Consider the following 15,821-nt stretch of genomic DNA (forward strand, 5'->3'; position numbering starts at 1 on the left):
TCTCATTCGGTGTATGGTCGTCTCATGTCAGTCGATCGCACCCAGGTGCTCCACAGCGCCGCCGCCCTGCTCTCCCGCAAGGCGACCGCCACCATGGACGAGGTCGCGCGGGCCGCCGGGATCGGTCGGGCCACGCTGCACCGGCACTTCGCCGGGCGCGACGCCCTGGTCAGGGCTCTGGAGGAGCTCGGGATCCAGGAGTTGGAGGCGGCGCACGACCGGGCCCGCATAGACGAGGGGCCCGCCGACGAGGCCGTACGCAGGCTCGTCGCCGAGACGGAGCCGATGGCGCCGCTGCTGTCGTTCCTCGTGACCGAGAACCAGCTCTTCGAGGGCGACCAGCAGAACGAAGGCTGGGCCCGCCTCGACGCCCGGGTCTCCGACCTCTTCAAGCGCGGCCAGGAAGAGGGCACCTTCCGGATCGACCTGACCCCCGCCTGGCTCACCGAGGCCTTCTACGGGCTCGTCGGTTCGGCAGCCTGGGCCGTGCAGGACGGCCGGGTCGCCGCCAAGGACTTCCAGTACATGATCGTCGAGCTGTTGCTCGGCGGAGCGCGCAGGAGCGTGGAGAAGTGAGCATCAGTACCCTCAAGCACCCCGACCATATCGAGGGCGTCCGCCGCCCCGGCCGGTGGCTCGCCCTTTCCGTCCTCGTCCTGGCCGTCCTGCTCGTGGCGGTGGACGCGACGGTCCTCGGCCTCGCCACCCCCTTCCTCTCCGAGGACCTCAAGCCCTCCGGCTCCCAGCTGCTCTGGATCGGCGACGTCTACTCGTTCGTCATCGCCGGACTCCTGGTCTCCATGGGCAGCCTCGGCGACCGCATCGGCCGTAAGAAGCTGCTGCTCATCGGCGCCACGGCCTTCGGTGCGGTCTCCGTCCTGAACGCCTACGCGACCAGCCCCGAGATGATGATCGTGGCCCGCGCGCTGCTCGGCGTCGCCGGCGCCACCCTGATGCCGTCCACCCTGGCGCTCATCCGGAACCTCTTCCACGACCCGCGTGAGCGCAGCCTCGCCATCGGCATCTGGGGCGCCATGGCCTCGGCCGGTGCCGCCGTCGGACCGGTCGTCGGCGGATTCCTCCTGGAGCACTTCTGGTGGGGCTCGGTCTTCCTCATCAACCTGCCCGTCATGGCGGTCCTCGTCCTCGTCGGCATCAAGATGATCCCCGAGTCGAAGAACCCGAACCCGGGCCCCTGGGACCTCACCAGCGTCGGCCTCTCCCTCGTCGGCGTGATCGCCGTCGTGTACGCGATCAAGGAACTGGCCTCCCACGGCCTCTCCCTCGACGCGGGGCTGGCCGCCCTCGCCGGTGCCACCGCCCTGACCTGGTTCGTCCGCAGGCAGCTCACCCTGCCCGCGCCGCTCCTGGACATGCGCCTCTTCCGCAACCGCGGATTCTCCGGCGCCGTCCTCGCCGACCTGCTGACCATCCTGGGCCTCTCCGGCCTGGTGTTCTTCCTGTCCCAGTTCTTCCAGCTGGTCCAGGGCCGCCAGCCCCTGGAGGCCGGTCTCGCCGAGCTCCCCGCCGCGATCGGCGCCGTCACGGCCGGTCTCGTCGCCGGTGTCGTCGCCCGACGGTTCTCCGTGCGGTCCGTCGTGGCGGGCGGTCTCGCGGCCGTCGGCCTCTCCCTCGCCGTCCTGACGACGATCGACGGGAACACCGGCTATCCGCTGCTCGGCGCGAGCCTGCTCGTCGTCGGCGTGGGCGCCGGCTTCGCCTTCACCGTCACCGCCGACGTGATCCTGTCCAGCGTTCCGAAGGACCAGGCGGGCTCCGCCTCCGCCGTCTCCGAGACCGCGTACGAGCTCGGCGCCGCGCTCGGCATCGCCGTACTCGGTTCGATCGTGACCGGCGTCTACCGGAACTTCGCCACCCCGACCGGTGTCCCCACCGACATCGCCTCGGCCGCCCACGAGTCGCTCGGCGGCGCTGTGGAGGCCTCCGGCGCCCTCGCCCCGGAGACGGCGACCGCCCTGGTGTCGGCCGCCCAGCTGGCCTTCGTCGACGGTCTGCGGATCGCGGCCGGCGTCGGCGCGGCGGTCCTCCTCGCGGCCTCGGTCGCGGCCTGGTTCCTGCTCAGGGGCCAGAAGCTGGAGGACGGCGTCGAGCACTGACGGCACTGACGCCGTGGAACACGCCGGTGCCCCCGCACAGTCCAGCTGTACGGGGGCACCGGCACGTGCGTATACGAGCGTTACGCGGCCTTCGCCTTGGTGGCGTACATGTCCACGTACTCCTGCCCGGACAGCCGCATCACCTCGGCCATCACCGAGTCCGTCACCGCCCGCAGGACATAGCGGTCGCGGTCCATCCCGTCGTACCGCGAGAACTCCATCGGCTCGCCGAAGCGGACCGTGACCTTGCCCGGCCGCGGCACCCCCGCCCCGCCCGGCTGGATCTTGTCGGTGCCGATCATCGCGAACGGCACCACCGGCGCACCGGTCATCAGGGTGAGGCGCGCGATGCCCGTACGGCCCCGGTACAGCCGGCCGTCGGGGGAGCGGGTGCCCTCCGGGTAGATCGAGAAGATCTTGCCCTCCTCCAGGACCCGCCGCCCGGTCATCAGCGCCGCCACACCGCCGCGCCCGCCGTCCCGGTCCACCGGGATCATGCCGACGCTGGTGAAGAACCAGGCCATCGCCCGGCCCTTGATGCCCTTGCCCGTCACGTACTCGTCCTTGCCGATGAAGAAGACCTGACGGTCCAGGCAGATCGGCATGATCATCGAGTCGATGAAGGTCAGGTGGTTGCCCGCGAGGATGACGGGACCGGTCCCCGGGATGTTCTCGGCGCCCTCCACGCGGGGGCGGAACATCAGGCGCATGACCGGCCCGAGCACTGCCTTGATGATCGCGAGACGGGACAACGGTTCCTCCGGGTGACGCGCGGGCGGGGTCGGGCCAGCCGACGGTGCAGCTGGCGACGATACTCGCGGGTCACCGCCGTACGCACATCGGGTTCACCGAGTGGATACGCAGTGTTGACGTGTGTTTCCGCCATGTTCGGCAGAGGTCTGCCGTCCGTAGGGCCTCCTTGCCTAGCGTCGGAGCTCCCCGTTGACAGGTGCGGGACATCACACAAGAGGAGCCTTCATGACCCAGGGCGAGCGCCGGACCCCGGCACGGCGGACCGTTCTCGGAGCGGCCGGAGCGGCGGCGGTACTGGGGGCCTCGACGGCCCTCCCCACGGGCACCGCCCACGCCGACGAGGCCCGGGGCGACAGCCGCGGCCGCGGCCACCGCTCCCTCCCCGTTCCCACCGTCATCGCCCACCGAGGCGCCAGCGGCTACCGCCCCGAGCACACGCTCGGCTCCTACCGGCACGCCCTCGACCTCGGCGCCCACGTCATCGAGCAGGACCTCGTCCCCACCCGGGACGGGCACCTCGTCTGCCGCCACGAGAACGACATCACCGGCACCACCGACGTCGCCGACCACCCCGAGTTCGCCTCCCGGAAGACCACCAAGAGCGTCGACGGCACCTCGTACACCGGCTGGTTCACCGAGGACTTCACCCTCGCCGAGCTCAAGACCCTGCGGGCGAAGGAGCGGATCCCCGGCACCCGCCAGGAGAACACCCTCTACGACGGCCGCTGGACGATCCCCACCTTCGAGGAGGTGCTCCGCTGGGCCGACGAGGAGGGCCGCCGCCGGGGCCGCGACGTCTGGCTGCACGTCGAGACCAAGCACCCCACCTACTTCCGCTCCCTCGGCCTCGGCCTGGAGGAGCGGCTCGCCAAGCTCCTGCGCCGCTACGGACGCCACCGCGCGAACTCCCCGGTCTTCCTCCAGTCCTTCGAGCCCAGCAGCATCCAGCGGCTGGCGAAGCTGGTCGACTCCCCGGGAGTGGTCCTGCTCTCCGCCGCGGCCAGCCGCCCCTGGGACTTCGTCCAGGCCGGTGACCCGCGCACCGTCGCCGACCTGGTCACGCCCGAGGGCCTGCGCTGGATCGCCTCGTACGCGCAGGGCATCGGCCCCACGCTCGACCTGGTGATCCCGAAGGACGCGACCGGCCGCCTCGGCACCCCGACCACCCTCGTCCGCGACGCGCACGCCGAGGGGCTGCTCCTCCACCCGTACACGCACCGCAACGAGAACAGCTTCCTCCCCGCCGACTTCCGCCGGGGCACGGACCCGACGGCCTACGGCGACGCCTTCGGGGCGCTGAAGCGGTACCTGGAGACGGGGATCGACGGCATCTTCTCCGACAACCCCGACACCGCGCTGCTCGCCGCCGCGGACTTCACGGCCGCCCGCGACTGACCGGCGCGGGAGGAGGCCGTCCGGCCCGGCCGTTCGGGCCGGTACGACCTCCTCCCGGGTGGTTTACGCCCCGCACCGCAACCGCATCCGCGCAGCCGGACATCGTGCCGGTCATGACCACCCCCGAGACCACGACGTACGCGGACCCGGCCGCAGCCCCGGCACCCGCCGCAGCCCCGGCCCCCGCCCCCGCCCCCGCTCCCGACTCCCTCGCGACCCCCGGCCTCCTCGCCGCCCTCGCCCCGCTGCTCGCCGCAGAGTCGGACGCCGAGGCCCCGGCCGCCGGCGTCGACCCCGGCGACCTCGAACAGGCCGTCTGGCTCCGCCTCCTGGAGCGACTCCAGGAGACGGGCGCCCCCGAGCGGCCCGCCGACTGGCTGCGCCGCGCCGTCCGCGCCGAGGCCCGTCGCGCCCGCCGGACCACCGACCGGGAGCGCCCGTACCAGGGCGAGCCGACCTCGCCGCCGGACACCGAAGGGGGACCGGAAGGCTCCCCGGAGACCTCGCTCCTCGTCGCCGAACGCCACCGCACCCTGCGCGCCGCCGTCACGCGAACGCCCGGCCGGTGCCCGCGCCTGCTCACCGCGATGCTCGATCCGGAAGACCCCACCTACCGGGAAATCGCAGGAGAGTTGGGTATCTCACAAGGCAGTTTGGGGCCGATGCGTTCCCGTTGCCTGGGATGCCTGCGCAGAATGCTGGCTGCAGAGGTTCCCGCCCCCGGCCGACGGGGAAGGGTGCGATAAACCGACGGCGAACCACATGAGCGGGAGGCGTGCACACATGGGCCTGAGTGTGACCATCTCAGCAGCGGACGCGCAGGACGCGGAGCACATCCTGAAGCTGCAGTACCTCTGCTACCAGAGCGAGGCGGAGCTGTACGGAGACTGGTCCATCGAACCGCTCACCCAGTCGCTCGACGCGCTGCGCGGCGAACTGGACGAGGGGTACGGCCTGGTGGCCCGGCTCGGCGACGAGGTCGTCGCCTCGGTGCGGGCCCGCCTCGACGAGGACGGCACGGTACGGATCGCCAAGCTGATCGTCCATCCGCGCATGCAGCGCCACGGCCTGGGAGGCCGTCTCCTCGACGGCATCGAGCGCCACTTCGCCGCCGCGACCGCACCGGCCGCGCCCTCCGCCAAGCGCTTCCAGCTCTTCACCGGCCACCGCAGCGAGGGAAATCTGCGGCTCTACCGCAGCAAGGGGTACGCACAGGTGGCGGCCCGCGAGCTCGGCCCCAAGCTCACCCTCGTGACCCTGGAGAAGGACGCCGCCTGAAACTCGGGCGGCGACGACTCGGGCTGCGACGGCTCAGGCTGCGACGGCGGTACGCGACCGGCGCAGCCACCAGATGCCGGTCAGCGGCAGCAGCACCGGGATGAAGAGGTAGCCGTAGCCGTAGTCCGACCAGACCGTCGCGTCCGGGAAGGCGGACGGCTCCACCAGCGTCCAGGTCCCCACGATCAGCACGCCCGCGAGCTCGGCGGCGCAGCAGACCAGCGCCGCCCTGCGGGCCGTCTCCCCACCCCGTACCAGCGTGTAGGTGATGAAGGCATAGACCACGGCCGCCACCGCCGACAGGCCGTACGCGAGCGGCGCCCGGTCGAACTCGGTCGCGATCTGGTAGATCGAGCGGGAGACCGCGCCGACCGACATCACGCCGTACAGCCAGACGAGCAGGATGCCCGGGCCCGAGACGAGACGGGTCCTCGCGCCCTGTGCCGCCTTCTCCTGCGTCTCGGTCATGGTCAGCCCACCGTCCAAATGTCGTAGAGACGCACTTCGAGAACGGCCAGGACCACCGCACCGGCGGCCACCGTCGCCGAGCCCCACCGGCTGCGCTCCGCGAGCGACATGAACCCGGCGATCGGCACCGCGCACAGCGCGCCCAGCAGATAGGCGACGAAGACCGTCGCGCCCTCCTCGGCCTTGTCGCCGCGCACGAGCTGCACGATGCCGACGATCAGCTGGGCCAGGACCAGGAAGGTCACCACGGCCATGCCGATGAAGTGCCAGTCCTTGGTCGGCTGGTCCCGGAAGGCGGCGAAGCCGCACCAGGCGGCGAGGGCGAGCGCGGCCACGGAGACCGCGACCGTCAGGGCGTCGAGCATGCGCCCGAGGGTATTACGGTCCGAAAGGCCCGATGCGCTCGCCCCCCGCCTCCCTCTTCCGCACCAGGTCGGTGGCGGACGCACGGACCGTGGTCTTGGCCACACCTGCCGCCCGCGCCTGATCCGGACCCTCGTCGACCGTCGGGCACGGCCGGGTACGTCCTCGCAGGCCAAGCACCGGACAGCGGCCCGCGTACGCCCCGCCGATGAATGTCCGCATGGCATCTCAACGGCGTCCGCTATTCGGACACTGCACTTTCGTTCGCGACTGCGCATGCTTTACTTGCAGACATGACCACGACGAGCAGCCGCACCCTTGCGACCGAGGCGATCACGACGCCCGGTGCTCGTTGTATGTGTCGAATGTGCGCCTTCTGAGGGCCCCCGCAGCGTCTCGCGCCCCGAAGCGAGACCAGACGGCCGAGCCGATCCTCCCGCCATCCGGCGGCGGACCGTGCCTGCCCCGTGCGCACACCGCCTCCGGCCACCAGCCGGACCGGCCTCCGTGCGCCTGACTGTCCGAACGACGAATGCCCCGTGCCCGGCGGACCCCGCGCCGCGCACTCGACAGTGACGGAAACCCTGTGATCACCACTTCGGGCCTGACCAAGGTCTACGAGTCGCGCGGCCGCCAGGTCACCGCTCTGGACGGCGTCGACCTGCACGTCCGCGAGGGCGAGGTCTTCGGCGTGATCGGCCAGAGCGGCGCCGGCAAGTCCTCGCTCATCCGCTGCGTCAACCTCCTGGAGCGCCCCACCTCCGGCACCGTGACCGTCGACGGAGTCGACCTCACCGCCCTCGCCGGAAAGGGCCGCCGCGCCGGGAAGGACCTGCGCCGGGCGCGCAGCAGCATCGGCATGGTCTTCCAGCACTTCAACCTGCTGTCCTCCCGCACGGTCAAGGACAACATCGAGCTTCCCCTGGAGATCCTCGGCGTCTCCGGCGCCGAACGATCCCGCCGTGCCCTCGAACTCCTCGACCTCGTCGGCCTCGCCGACAAGGCCAAGTCCTACCCGGGCCAGCTCTCCGGCGGCCAGAAGCAGCGCGTCGGCATCGCCCGCGCCCTCGCCGGCGAGCCCAAGGTCCTCCTCTCCGACGAGGCCACCAGCGCCCTCGACCCGGAGACCACCCGCTCCATCCTCCAGCTCCTGCGCGACCTCAACCGGCAGCTCGGCCTCACCGTCCTGCTCATCACGCACGAGATGGACGTCGTCAAGACGATCTGCGACTCCGCCGCCCTCATGCAGCACGGCCGCGTCGTCGAGTCCGGCACCGTCACCGGACTGCTCGCCACCCCCGGCTCCCAGCTGGCGTCCGAGCTCTTCCCGGTCAGCGGCGCCCCCACGGGCCCCGACCGCACGGTCGTCGACGTCACCTTCCACGGCGAGTCCGCGACCCAGCCGGTCATCTCCCAGCTCTCCCGCACCTACAACATCGACATCTCGATCCTCGGGGCGGCGATGGACACCGTGGGCGGCAAGCAGATCGGCCGGATGCGGATCGAACTCCCCGGACGGTACGAGGACAACGTCGTCCCGGTCGGCTTCCTGCGCGAGCAGGGCCTCCAGGTCGAACCCGTCGACCCCGAGGAAGCCGACGCGGCCGCCGAAGCGGTCACCGTGCCGGCCGACACCGTGCCCGTACTGGCCAAGGATGGTGCCAAGTGACCTGGTCCGAGATGCAGCCCCTGCTGGAGCAGGGCACCGTCGACACGCTCTACATGGTCCTCTGGGCCGCCGTCGTGACCGTGCTCGGCGGCCTGCCGCTCGGCATCCTCCTCGTCCTCACGGACAAGGGCGGACTGCTGCAGAACCGGCCGGTGAACAAGGTCGTCGGTGCGATCGTGAACATCGGGCGTTCGCTGCCGTTCATCATCCTGCTGATCGCGCTGATCCCCGTCACCACCTTCGTCGTCGGCACCTTCATCGGCCCCACCGCGATGATCGTGCCGCTCGCCATCGGCGCCATCCCCTTCTTCGCGCGCCTCGTCGAGACGGCGATCCGCGAGGTCGACCACGGGCTCGTCGAGGCCGTCCAGGCCATGGGCGGCGGCATCCCGACCATCGTCCGCAAGGTGCTGCTCCCGCAGGCCCTGCCCTCGCTCGTCTCGGGCGTCACCACCACGGTGATCGTGCTCATCGGCTACTCGGCGATGGCCGGCGCGGTCGGCGGCGAGGGCCTCGGCTCCAAGGCCGTCACCTACGGATACCAGCGCTTCGACACGACGTTCATGCTCGTCACCGTCGTCGTCCTGGTCCTGATCGTGACCGTCGTCCAGCTCATCGGCGACGGAGTCGTCCGGCTCCTCGCCCGCCGGGGCCGCACGGCCTGAGCCGTACGTGGCCCGGGACGTACTCCGGGCCGCCGCGCCCCACCCCAAGGCTTCGTTTTTCGAAGAACAGCCCGGACTTGTTGTCCAGGCGTCCACCGCTCCACCGGAAAGAGGCACTCTTCGTGCGCAAGAACATCAAGCTCACCGCCGGTATCGCCGCCACCGCCGCCCTCGCCCTCGGCCTCACCGCCTGCGGCACCTCCTCGGACCCGTCCTCCTCCAAGGACGCGGCCGGCTCCGGTGACACCTCCAAGGCGCTCGTCGTCGCCGCGTCCCCGACGCCGCACGCCGACATCCTCAACTACGTCAAGGACAACCTGGCCGAGAAGGCGGGCCTGAAGCTGGAGGTGAAGGAGTTCACGGACTACGTCCTGCCGAACACCTCCACCCAGTCCGGCCTGGTCGACGCCAACTTCTTCCAGCACAAGCCGTACCTCGACGACTTCAACCAGAAGAACAAGACCACCATCGTCCCCGTGGTCAACGTCCACCTGGAGCCGCTGGGCCTCTACTCCAAGAGCCTCAAGTCGGTGAAGGACATCAAGGCGGGCCAGACGATCGCCGTCCCCAACGACACCACCAACGGCGGCCGCGCGCTCCAGCTGCTCGCCGAGAACGGCCTGATCACCGTCAAGCCGGGTGTCGGCACCAACGCCAAGCTCTCCGACATCACCGACAAGAAGGGCCTGGAGTTCAAGGAGCTGGAGGCCGCCACCGTGCCCCGCGCCCTGAGCGACGTGGACGCCGCCGTCATCAACGGCAACTACGCCATCGAGGCCGACCTCTCCCCGGCGAAGGACGCCCTCGTCCTGGAGAAGGCCGACGGCAACCCGTACGCCAACTTCCTCGCCGTCAAGGAGGGCAACGAGAAGGACGCCCGCGTGCAGAAGCTCGCCGAGCTCCTCAACTCGCCCGAGGTGAAGAAGTACATCGAGGACACCTACAAGGGCTCGGTCATCCCGGCGTTCGGCGCCGTCGCCAAGTAGGACCCGGCGTCCGAGGAACCGTCAGACCGGTTTCCCCGTACAGTCCTTGTGACGAAGGCCCCCGCATCCCGTCCGATGCGCGGGGCCTTCGCCACACCCCCACCCGGCCATGCGCGCCGACGGCCGCATGCTGCATGCTGTGCGTTCACGGTCGATTCGGACGGTCCACGGCATGGAGCTGAGCATGACTACCACCTTTCCGGACATCTCCATCAACACGGACCGGTTGGTGCTGCGCGCGCTCGAAGAGGCCGACGCCCCGGCTCTGGCCGAGATGATGAACGACGAGATGGTCGGGGCGTGGACGGCCGTACCCCAGCCGTACACCGAGGACGCCGCCCGCCGCTGGATCACCGAGTACGCCCCCACCGAACGCGCCGCCGGCCGAGGCCTCGACCTCGCCGTCACCGAGTTCCTCACCCAGCGGCTCGTGGGCATCATCCAGCTGGGCAACACCAATTGGCGTGTGCGCTCCACCGAGCTCTCCTACATCATCGCCCCGTGGGCCCGCGGCGAGGGGTACGCCTCCGAAGCCGCGCTCGCCACCGCCCAGTGGCTCTTCGGCGACCAGAGGTTCGAGCGCCTCGAACTGCGCACGGCGGCGGACAACACCGCCTCCCAGCAGGTCGCCCAGAAGATCGGCTGCATCAGCGAAGGCGTCCTCCGCAACGCCTGCATAGCGCGCACCCGTACCGAGGACGGCGGCTGGACCGACCTGCGCACCGACTTCATCGTCTGGGGCCTGCTCCCCGAGGACCTCGATGGTCTCGCCGACCAGATGGCCGAGGCCGGATACTCCTCGTACACCGACTGGAGCTGAGCCCCGCAGACCAACCCGGGGTACGCTCGGCATGCCCCCGACCTGCGACAACACCACAGGAGACAGACGACGATGGCGGACCGCGTCACGGTGATCGGCTGGGACGGCTCGCCCCTCACCTCGGCGGCCACGTCCGCGCTCTCCGCCGCCACCCTCGTGGCCGGCGCGGCCCACCACCTGGCACTGCCCGAGGTGCCCGCCGCGGCCGAACGCGTCCGCCTCGGCAGCGTCGACCTCGCCGCCCGCCGCATCGCGGGCCACCGCGGCACCGCCGTCGTCCTCGCCGACGGCGACCCCGGTTTCTTCGGCGTCGTCCGCACCCTGCGCGCCCCCGAGCACGGCCTGGAGGTCGAGGTCGTCCCCGCGGTCTCCTCCGTCGCCGCCGCCTTCGCCCGCGCCGGGATGCCCTGGGAGGACGCCCGGATCGTCGTCGCCCACCAGCGCACCCTGCGGCGCGCCGTGAACGTCTGCCGCGCCCACCCCAAGGTCGCCGTCCTCACCTCGCCGGGCGCGGGACCGGCCGAACTCGCCCTCCTCCTCGACGGGGTACACCGCACCTTCGTCGTCTGCGAGGAGCTCGGCACCGACCGCGAACGGGTCTCCGTCCTCACCTCCGACAGCGCCGCCGACCACGCCTGGCGCGACCCCAACGTCGTCCTCGTCATCGGGGGAGTGGGCGGCGCGGGCACCCACGCCCCGGCCGTCCCCTGGCTGATGGGCCAGGACCCGGCCGTGCGCTCCGTACGGGGCTGGGGCCTGCCGGCCGAGGAGTACGCCCCCGGGGGGTACGACCCGCGGGGCCACGGCCCCGGCACCACCGGCGCCAACCCGCCGGTCCGGCCCGGAGCCGGCGAGGACCCGGCCCTGCGCGCCGCCCAGCTCGCCCGGCTCGGCCCCCGGGTCGGCGACCTGGTCTGGGACATCGGCTGCGCGGGCGGCGCCTTCGCCGTCGAGGCCGCCCGCTTCGGTGCCGCCGTCATCGCCGTGGACACCGACCCGGCCGCCTGCGCCCGCACCGAAGCGGCCGCCCGCCGTCACGGCGTGCCGCTCCAGACCGTCGCCGGCCGCGCCCCGCACGTCCTGGAGGACCTGCCCGAACCCGATGTCGTACGCATCGCGGCCGGCGGCGTCCCCGTCGTCACCGCCTGCACCGACCGACGCCCCGAGCGCATCGTCGCCCACGCCTCCACCCGCGACGAGGCGGAGGCCATCGGCACCGCCCTCGCCGACGGCGGCTACACCGTCGAGAGCCTCCTCCTCCAGACCGTCGGACTCGACCCGGACGACTGGTCGGAGCGCGAGCGTTCGGTCGTCTTCCTGCTGGCCGGACGCAGGAGCGACGGCGCCCAGTGATCCGGCCGCCCCGCGGGGACAGGTAGGCTGGCCGATTGTTGTACCGCACCGGGACGTTCGGCATGAGGTTCTCGAATGTCTCGAATCGGCGGCCCTTTCGGCTCGCTGATGTGGTACGGAGCAAGGGGGGACCGCGCGACGTGGCGCAGTCCACAGCACGCCGTGGCGGATCTGCCTGCCACGACGGCCGAGGGCCGCGACAATGAGTGGGTGTCCGCGCGTCCTTCGTGCCGCGCGGCGCGTGCGCTCGTTGTACACGACGGGCGCAGGTCTGAAGGAAGCACAAGCGATGGGCGAGGGGTACGCATGACGGACACCGGCCAGGTCTCGGGCGAGGGACTGCCGGAGAACGCAGGCATGGTCGAGCAGCCGGGCATCCCCGCACCGGGCGCGTACACCTTCCTGGACCCCTCCGAGCACGCAGCCGAAGACGACGACATCCTTCTCATGCCGGGCGCCCAGGGCGCCTGGAGCGAGCACCCGCCGGGCGTCGCCCCCGCGCCGCCGGTCGCCGTACCGGCCCCGCAGGTGCCCCCCGTGGTCCCGCACCAGGGCGGGCTGCCCGTGACCGCCGCCGCGCCGGCGGCCCCGGAGACGGCCGCCCCGATGGGCGACCCGCTCACCGACCCCCTCACGGGCCCGCTCCCGGACTCCTTCGTCCTCGCCGACGTACTGACCGCTCCTCAGGTCCAGACGCCGCCGCAGGCGCAGGCGGTCGGCACGCCGGCGCACGGGACCCCGGTGCACGGCACTCCGGCACACGGCACGCCCGTCCAGGGCACCCCGGCGCACGGCGTCCCCGTCGCCCCGCAGGAGCCCGTCCTCGCCGACCACGGCTACGAGCCCGGCATTCTCGACACCGGCGCCCACGAGGCCGCGGGCCGCGACACCGGTTCGGTCGACCTCGGCGGCGTCCGCGTGCCGCCGCCCACCGGCGCACCGACCCCGCCGCCCGCCCGGAGGCCCCTGCACATGGGTCCGCCCGTGCCCGAGGTCACCGGTGGCGTCGTGCTCTCGCTCGCCGACCGAGGCCCGGCCGCCGCGCCCGCCCAGGTCCCGCAGCCCGCGCCGGTCGTGGCCACCACACCCGCGCCGATGCCCGTACGGAACCCGGGACCGCCGACGACGGGCCCCGAGTACTTCGACATCCCGCAGGACCGGCAGCTCGCGCCGCAGGGCGCCGAGCCGTGGGCCGCGCAGCCGCAGGAGGCCGTGGCACCCCAGCCGGTCGCCCCCGCAGAAACGGTCGTCCCGACGACCGGCCAGTTCGTCCAGGTGGAGGGCTCCGTCCCGACGGCCCCGCACCTGGCCCCGACCCCGGCCGCCGAGGCCGAGGCCCCGGCCCAGGTCCCCGCGGCCGTCGCACCCGAGGTCCCCGCGGCTGTCGCACCCGAGGTCCCCGCGGCTGTCGCACCCGAGGCGCCGGCGGAGGAGCCCGCCGAGGCCGTCGCCCCGGAGCCCGTCGAGCCCCAGGCCATCGTGCCCGCGCCGCGCGAGGCCGAGCCCGCCGCGGAAGCCCCCGCGCCCGCCCCCGAGGCGGAGCAGGCGCCGGAGCCGGAGCCCGCCGAGGAGCCGGTGCAGCCGGCCGAGGCCGTCGTACACATTCCGGCAGAGCCGACCGCCGAGCCCGTCGTCGTGCTCGAGGCTCCCGTGGAGCAGACGCCGGTGGAGCCGCTCGTCGTCGCGGAGGTCACCCCCGAGCCGCTGCCCGAGCAGGCGCCGGAGGCGCAGGCAGAGATCCAGGCAGAGGCCGCGCCGCACGAACAGCCGGAGCAGCAGGAACAGCCCGCCCCCGCCGAGCCCACCGAGGCGGTGGCGGCGCAGCCCGAGGCCGTCGCAGCCGAGGCCGCAGCCCTGGCCCCGGAGCCTGAGGCGACCCCCGAGGCAGAGGCGGACACCGACCTCGACGGCTTCGTGGACGCCGCGGACCTGGTGGAAGCGGACGAACTCCCCGCAGCCGAACAGCTCACCGCCACGGACGAGCCGACCGTCACCGAGCAGCTCACGGCCGCCGAAGAACTCCCCGTCGCCGAAGAGCCGACCACCACGGACGGCGTCACGGCTACGGACGACGTCACGGCCACGGACGAACTCACGGCCACCGACGACGTCATCGCCGTGAACGACGTCGTCGCCGTGGACGACGTCATCTCCACGGACGAGGAGCAGGTCGCGGCCCAAGGAGCCCCGGCGCCCGGCTACGACGACGCCGAGCGCGAGGCGGTCCTGCGGGTGATGCGCGAGCGCCGCGACATCCGCAACGGCTTCCGCTCCGACCCCATCCCGCACGAGGTGCTGCTCCGCGTCCTGGAGGCCGCCCACACGGCCCCCAGCGTCGGCCACTCGCAGCCCTGGGACTTCGTCGTCATCCGCTCCGCCGAGACCCGGCAGACGATGCACGAACTGGCCCAGCGGCAGCGCGACGCCTACGCCAAGTCGCTGCCCAAGGCCCGGGCCAAGCAGTTCAAGGAACTGAAGATCGAGGCCATCCTCGACACCCCGGTCAACATCGTCGTGACCGCCGACCCCACCCGGGGCGGCCGCCACACCCTGGGCCGCTACACGCAGCCGCAGATGGCCCCGTACTCCTCGGCGCTCGCCGTCGAGAACCTCTGGCTCGCCGCCCGCGCCGAGGGCCTCGGCGTCGGCTGGGTCAGCTTCTTCGACGAGCGCGAGATGGTCCGTACCCTCGGCCTGCCCGAGCACCTCGAAGTCGTCGCGTACCTCTGCGTGGGATACGTCGACGAGTTCCCCGAGGAGCCCGAGCTGATGCAGGCGGGCTGGTCCAAGCGCCGCCCGCTGGCCTGGGTCGTCCACGAGGAGACGTACGGCCGCCGCGCCCTGCCCGGCGAGGAGCCGCACGACCTGCTCCAGGAGACCGTCGCCAACATCCGTCCGCTGGACGCCAAGGCGCTCGGCGAGGCCTGGGAGCGCCAGAAGCGCATGACCAAGCCCGCGGGTGCCCTGGGCATGCTGGAGATCATCTCGGCGCAGCTCGCCGGCCTCTCCCGCATCTGCCCTCCCCCGATCCCGGAGCCGGCGGCCGTCGCGATCTTCGCCGGTGACCACGGGGTCCACGCCCAGGGCGTCACGCCCTGGCCGCAGGAGGTCACCGGCCAGATGGTGGCCAACTTCCTCGGCGGGGGAGCGGTCTGCAACGCGTTCGCCAACCAGGTAGGCGCCGAGGTCTGCGTCATCGACGTCGGCGTCGCCACCGAGCTCCCGGCGACCCCCGGTCTCCTTCCCCGCAAGGTCCGCCCGGGCACCGGCGACTTCACCACGGGTCTCGCGATGACCCACGAGGAAGTGCTCGCCGCGATCGAGGTGGGCATCGAAACGGCCCGCGACCTCGTGGCCGCGGGCAACAAGGCGATCCTCACCGGCGAGATGGGCATCGCGAACACGACCGCGTCCGCCGCGCTGATCTCGGTCTACACCGGGGTCGACGCCGCCGAGGTCACGGGCCGCGGCACCGGCATCAACGACGAGACGCACGCCCGCAAGGTGGACGTGGTCCGCCGCGCCCTCGACCTGCACAAGCCGGACCCGGCGGACCCGATCGGCGTCCTCTCGGCGATCGGCGGCCTGGAGCACGCGGCCCTCGTCGGCCTGATCCTGGGCGCGGCCTCGCTCCGTACCCCGGTGATCCTCGACGGCGTCTCGACCGGCGCGGCGGCCCTCGTGGCCCGCGCGATCGCCCCGGAGTCGCTCGCGGCCTGCATCGCCGGCCACCGCAGCGCGGAGCCGGGCCACGTGGCGGCCCTGAACAAGCTGGGTCTGCGCCCCCTGGTCGACCTGGACCTCCGCCTCGGCGAAGGCACGGGAGCCCTCCTGGCGCTTCCCCTGGTCCAGAGCGCGGCCCGAGCGATGCACGAGGTGGCCACGTTCGACTCGGCGGGAGTCACCGAGAAGTAGCACCACCGGCGCGTCTCCCACCCGCAAAGGGGAGTGGGG

General features: G+C 72.3%; 14 protein-coding genes. 11 read left to right on the top strand and 3 right to left on the bottom strand.

Going from position 1 to position 15,821, the window contains the following annotated elements; translation table 11 throughout:
* Window positions 1-24: 24 nt before the first annotated feature.
* Window positions 25-576 carry a TetR/AcrR family transcriptional regulator gene (locus ACIBG6_RS33340; RefSeq protein ID WP_399226456.1) on the top strand — a complete coding sequence of 184 codons (552 nt, stop codon included), beginning with the start codon at window positions 25-27 and terminating at the stop codon, window positions 574-576.
* On the top strand, window positions 573-2,117 hold the full coding sequence (locus ACIBG6_RS33345) for an MFS transporter (protein ID WP_399226457.1): 1,545 nt from the start codon (window positions 573-575) through the stop codon (window positions 2,115-2,117). Before ACIBG6_RS33340 ends, ACIBG6_RS33345 begins: the two co-directional genes overlap by 4 nt.
* A gap of 80 nt (window positions 2,118-2,197) precedes the next feature.
* Here the strand turns inward: ACIBG6_RS33345 and ACIBG6_RS33350 are convergent, their stop codons facing one another.
* Window positions 2,198-2,869 carry a lysophospholipid acyltransferase family protein gene (locus ACIBG6_RS33350; protein ID WP_317593837.1) on the bottom strand — a complete coding sequence of 224 codons (672 nt, stop codon included), beginning with the start codon at window positions 2,867-2,869 and terminating at the stop codon, window positions 2,198-2,200.
* A 226-nt stretch (window positions 2,870-3,095) separates the two neighbouring features.
* Here ACIBG6_RS33350 and ACIBG6_RS33355 point away from each other — a divergent pair, with 226 nt between their 5' ends.
* The 3 genes from ACIBG6_RS33355 (at window position 3,096) to ACIBG6_RS33365 (ending at window position 5,543) form a co-directional block, all read left to right on the top strand.
* Window positions 3,096-4,265 (top strand): glycerophosphodiester phosphodiesterase, encoded by a 1,170-nt coding sequence (locus ACIBG6_RS33355; RefSeq protein WP_399226458.1) that lies wholly within the window; start codon window positions 3,096-3,098, stop codon window positions 4,263-4,265.
* A 113-nt stretch (window positions 4,266-4,378) separates the two neighbouring features.
* Window positions 4,379-5,011, top strand: coding sequence for a sigma-70 family RNA polymerase sigma factor (locus ACIBG6_RS33360; protein WP_399226459.1), 633 nt, complete (start codon window positions 4,379-4,381; stop codon window positions 5,009-5,011).
* 37 nt (window positions 5,012-5,048) lie between these two features.
* Window positions 5,049-5,543: a GNAT family N-acetyltransferase gene (locus ACIBG6_RS33365; protein WP_399226460.1), complete on the top strand. Its 495-nt coding sequence runs from the start codon at window positions 5,049-5,051 to the stop codon at window positions 5,541-5,543.
* Window positions 5,544-5,576: 33 nt separating this feature from the next.
* Here ACIBG6_RS33365 and ACIBG6_RS33370 read toward each other — a convergent pair whose 3' ends face one another.
* Window positions 5,577-6,011, bottom strand: a complete 435-nt coding sequence (locus tag ACIBG6_RS33370) for a hypothetical protein (RefSeq protein ID WP_399226461.1) — start codon at window positions 6,009-6,011, stop codon at window positions 5,577-5,579.
* 2 nt (window positions 6,012-6,013) lie between these two features.
* Window positions 6,014-6,376, bottom strand: coding sequence for a hypothetical protein (locus tag ACIBG6_RS33375; protein ID WP_399226462.1), 363 nt, complete (start codon window positions 6,374-6,376; stop codon window positions 6,014-6,016).
* 584 nt (window positions 6,377-6,960) lie between these two features.
* On the opposite strand from ACIBG6_RS33375, the gene ACIBG6_RS33380 reads away from it, so the two are divergent.
* The 6 genes from ACIBG6_RS33380 to cobT all read left to right on the top strand — a co-directional run bounded on the left by ACIBG6_RS33380 (window position 6,961) and on the right by cobT (window position 15,782).
* On the top strand, window positions 6,961-8,043 hold the full coding sequence (locus tag ACIBG6_RS33380) for a methionine ABC transporter ATP-binding protein (RefSeq protein WP_399226463.1): 1,083 nt from the start codon (window positions 6,961-6,963) through the stop codon (window positions 8,041-8,043).
* Complete coding sequence (locus tag ACIBG6_RS33385) at window positions 8,040-8,708, top strand: methionine ABC transporter permease (protein ID WP_399226464.1); 669 nt, start codon at window positions 8,040-8,042, stop codon at window positions 8,706-8,708. The genes ACIBG6_RS33380 and ACIBG6_RS33385 overlap by 4 nt, the downstream gene beginning before the upstream one ends.
* A gap of 122 nt (window positions 8,709-8,830) precedes the next feature.
* Window positions 8,831-9,694, top strand: coding sequence for a MetQ/NlpA family ABC transporter substrate-binding protein (locus tag ACIBG6_RS33390; RefSeq protein WP_399226465.1), 864 nt, complete (start codon window positions 8,831-8,833; stop codon window positions 9,692-9,694).
* Window positions 9,695-9,878: 184 nt separating this feature from the next.
* A complete protein-coding gene (locus ACIBG6_RS33395) occupies window positions 9,879-10,514 on the top strand; it encodes a GNAT family N-acetyltransferase (protein ID WP_399226466.1) in 636 nt (211 codons plus the stop codon).
* A 72-nt stretch (window positions 10,515-10,586) separates the two neighbouring features.
* Window positions 10,587-11,867, top strand: a complete 1,281-nt coding sequence (cbiE, locus tag ACIBG6_RS33400) for a precorrin-6y C5,15-methyltransferase (decarboxylating) subunit CbiE (RefSeq protein ID WP_399226467.1) — start codon at window positions 10,587-10,589, stop codon at window positions 11,865-11,867.
* A gap of 306 nt (window positions 11,868-12,173) precedes the next feature.
* A complete protein-coding gene (gene cobT, locus ACIBG6_RS33405) occupies window positions 12,174-15,782 on the top strand; it encodes a nicotinate-nucleotide--dimethylbenzimidazole phosphoribosyltransferase (RefSeq protein ID WP_399226468.1) in 3,609 nt (1,202 codons plus the stop codon).
* Window positions 15,783-15,821 lie beyond the last annotated feature (39 nt).

Source organism: Streptomyces sp. NPDC050842 (assembly GCF_044456565.1).
In the GTDB taxonomy this organism is placed as follows: domain Bacteria; phylum Actinomycetota; class Actinomycetes; order Streptomycetales; family Streptomycetaceae; genus Streptomyces.

Coding starts and splice junctions, on each gene's coding strand:
- ACIBG6_RS33340 (WP_399226456.1), top strand. CDS start 25: ATGTCAGTCGATCGCACCCAGGTGCTCCACAGCGCCGCCGCCCTGCTC.
- ACIBG6_RS33355 (WP_399226458.1), top strand. CDS start 3,096: ATGACCCAGGGCGAGCGCCGGACCCCGGCACGGCGGACCGTTCTCGGA.
- ACIBG6_RS33360 (WP_399226459.1), top strand. CDS start 4,379: ATGACCACCCCCGAGACCACGACGTACGCGGACCCGGCCGCAGCCCCG.
- ACIBG6_RS33365 (WP_399226460.1), top strand. CDS start 5,049: ATGGGCCTGAGTGTGACCATCTCAGCAGCGGACGCGCAGGACGCGGAG.
- ACIBG6_RS33370 (WP_399226461.1), bottom strand. CDS start 6,011: ATGACCGAGACGCAGGAGAAGGCGGCACAGGGCGCGAGGACCCGTCTC.
- ACIBG6_RS33375 (WP_399226462.1), bottom strand. CDS start 6,376: ATGCTCGACGCCCTGACGGTCGCGGTCTCCGTGGCCGCGCTCGCCCTC.
- ACIBG6_RS33395 (WP_399226466.1), top strand. CDS start 9,879: ATGACTACCACCTTTCCGGACATCTCCATCAACACGGACCGGTTGGTG.
- cbiE (WP_399226467.1), top strand. CDS start 10,587: ATGGCGGACCGCGTCACGGTGATCGGCTGGGACGGCTCGCCCCTCACC.
- cobT (WP_399226468.1), top strand. CDS start 12,174: ATGACGGACACCGGCCAGGTCTCGGGCGAGGGACTGCCGGAGAACGCA.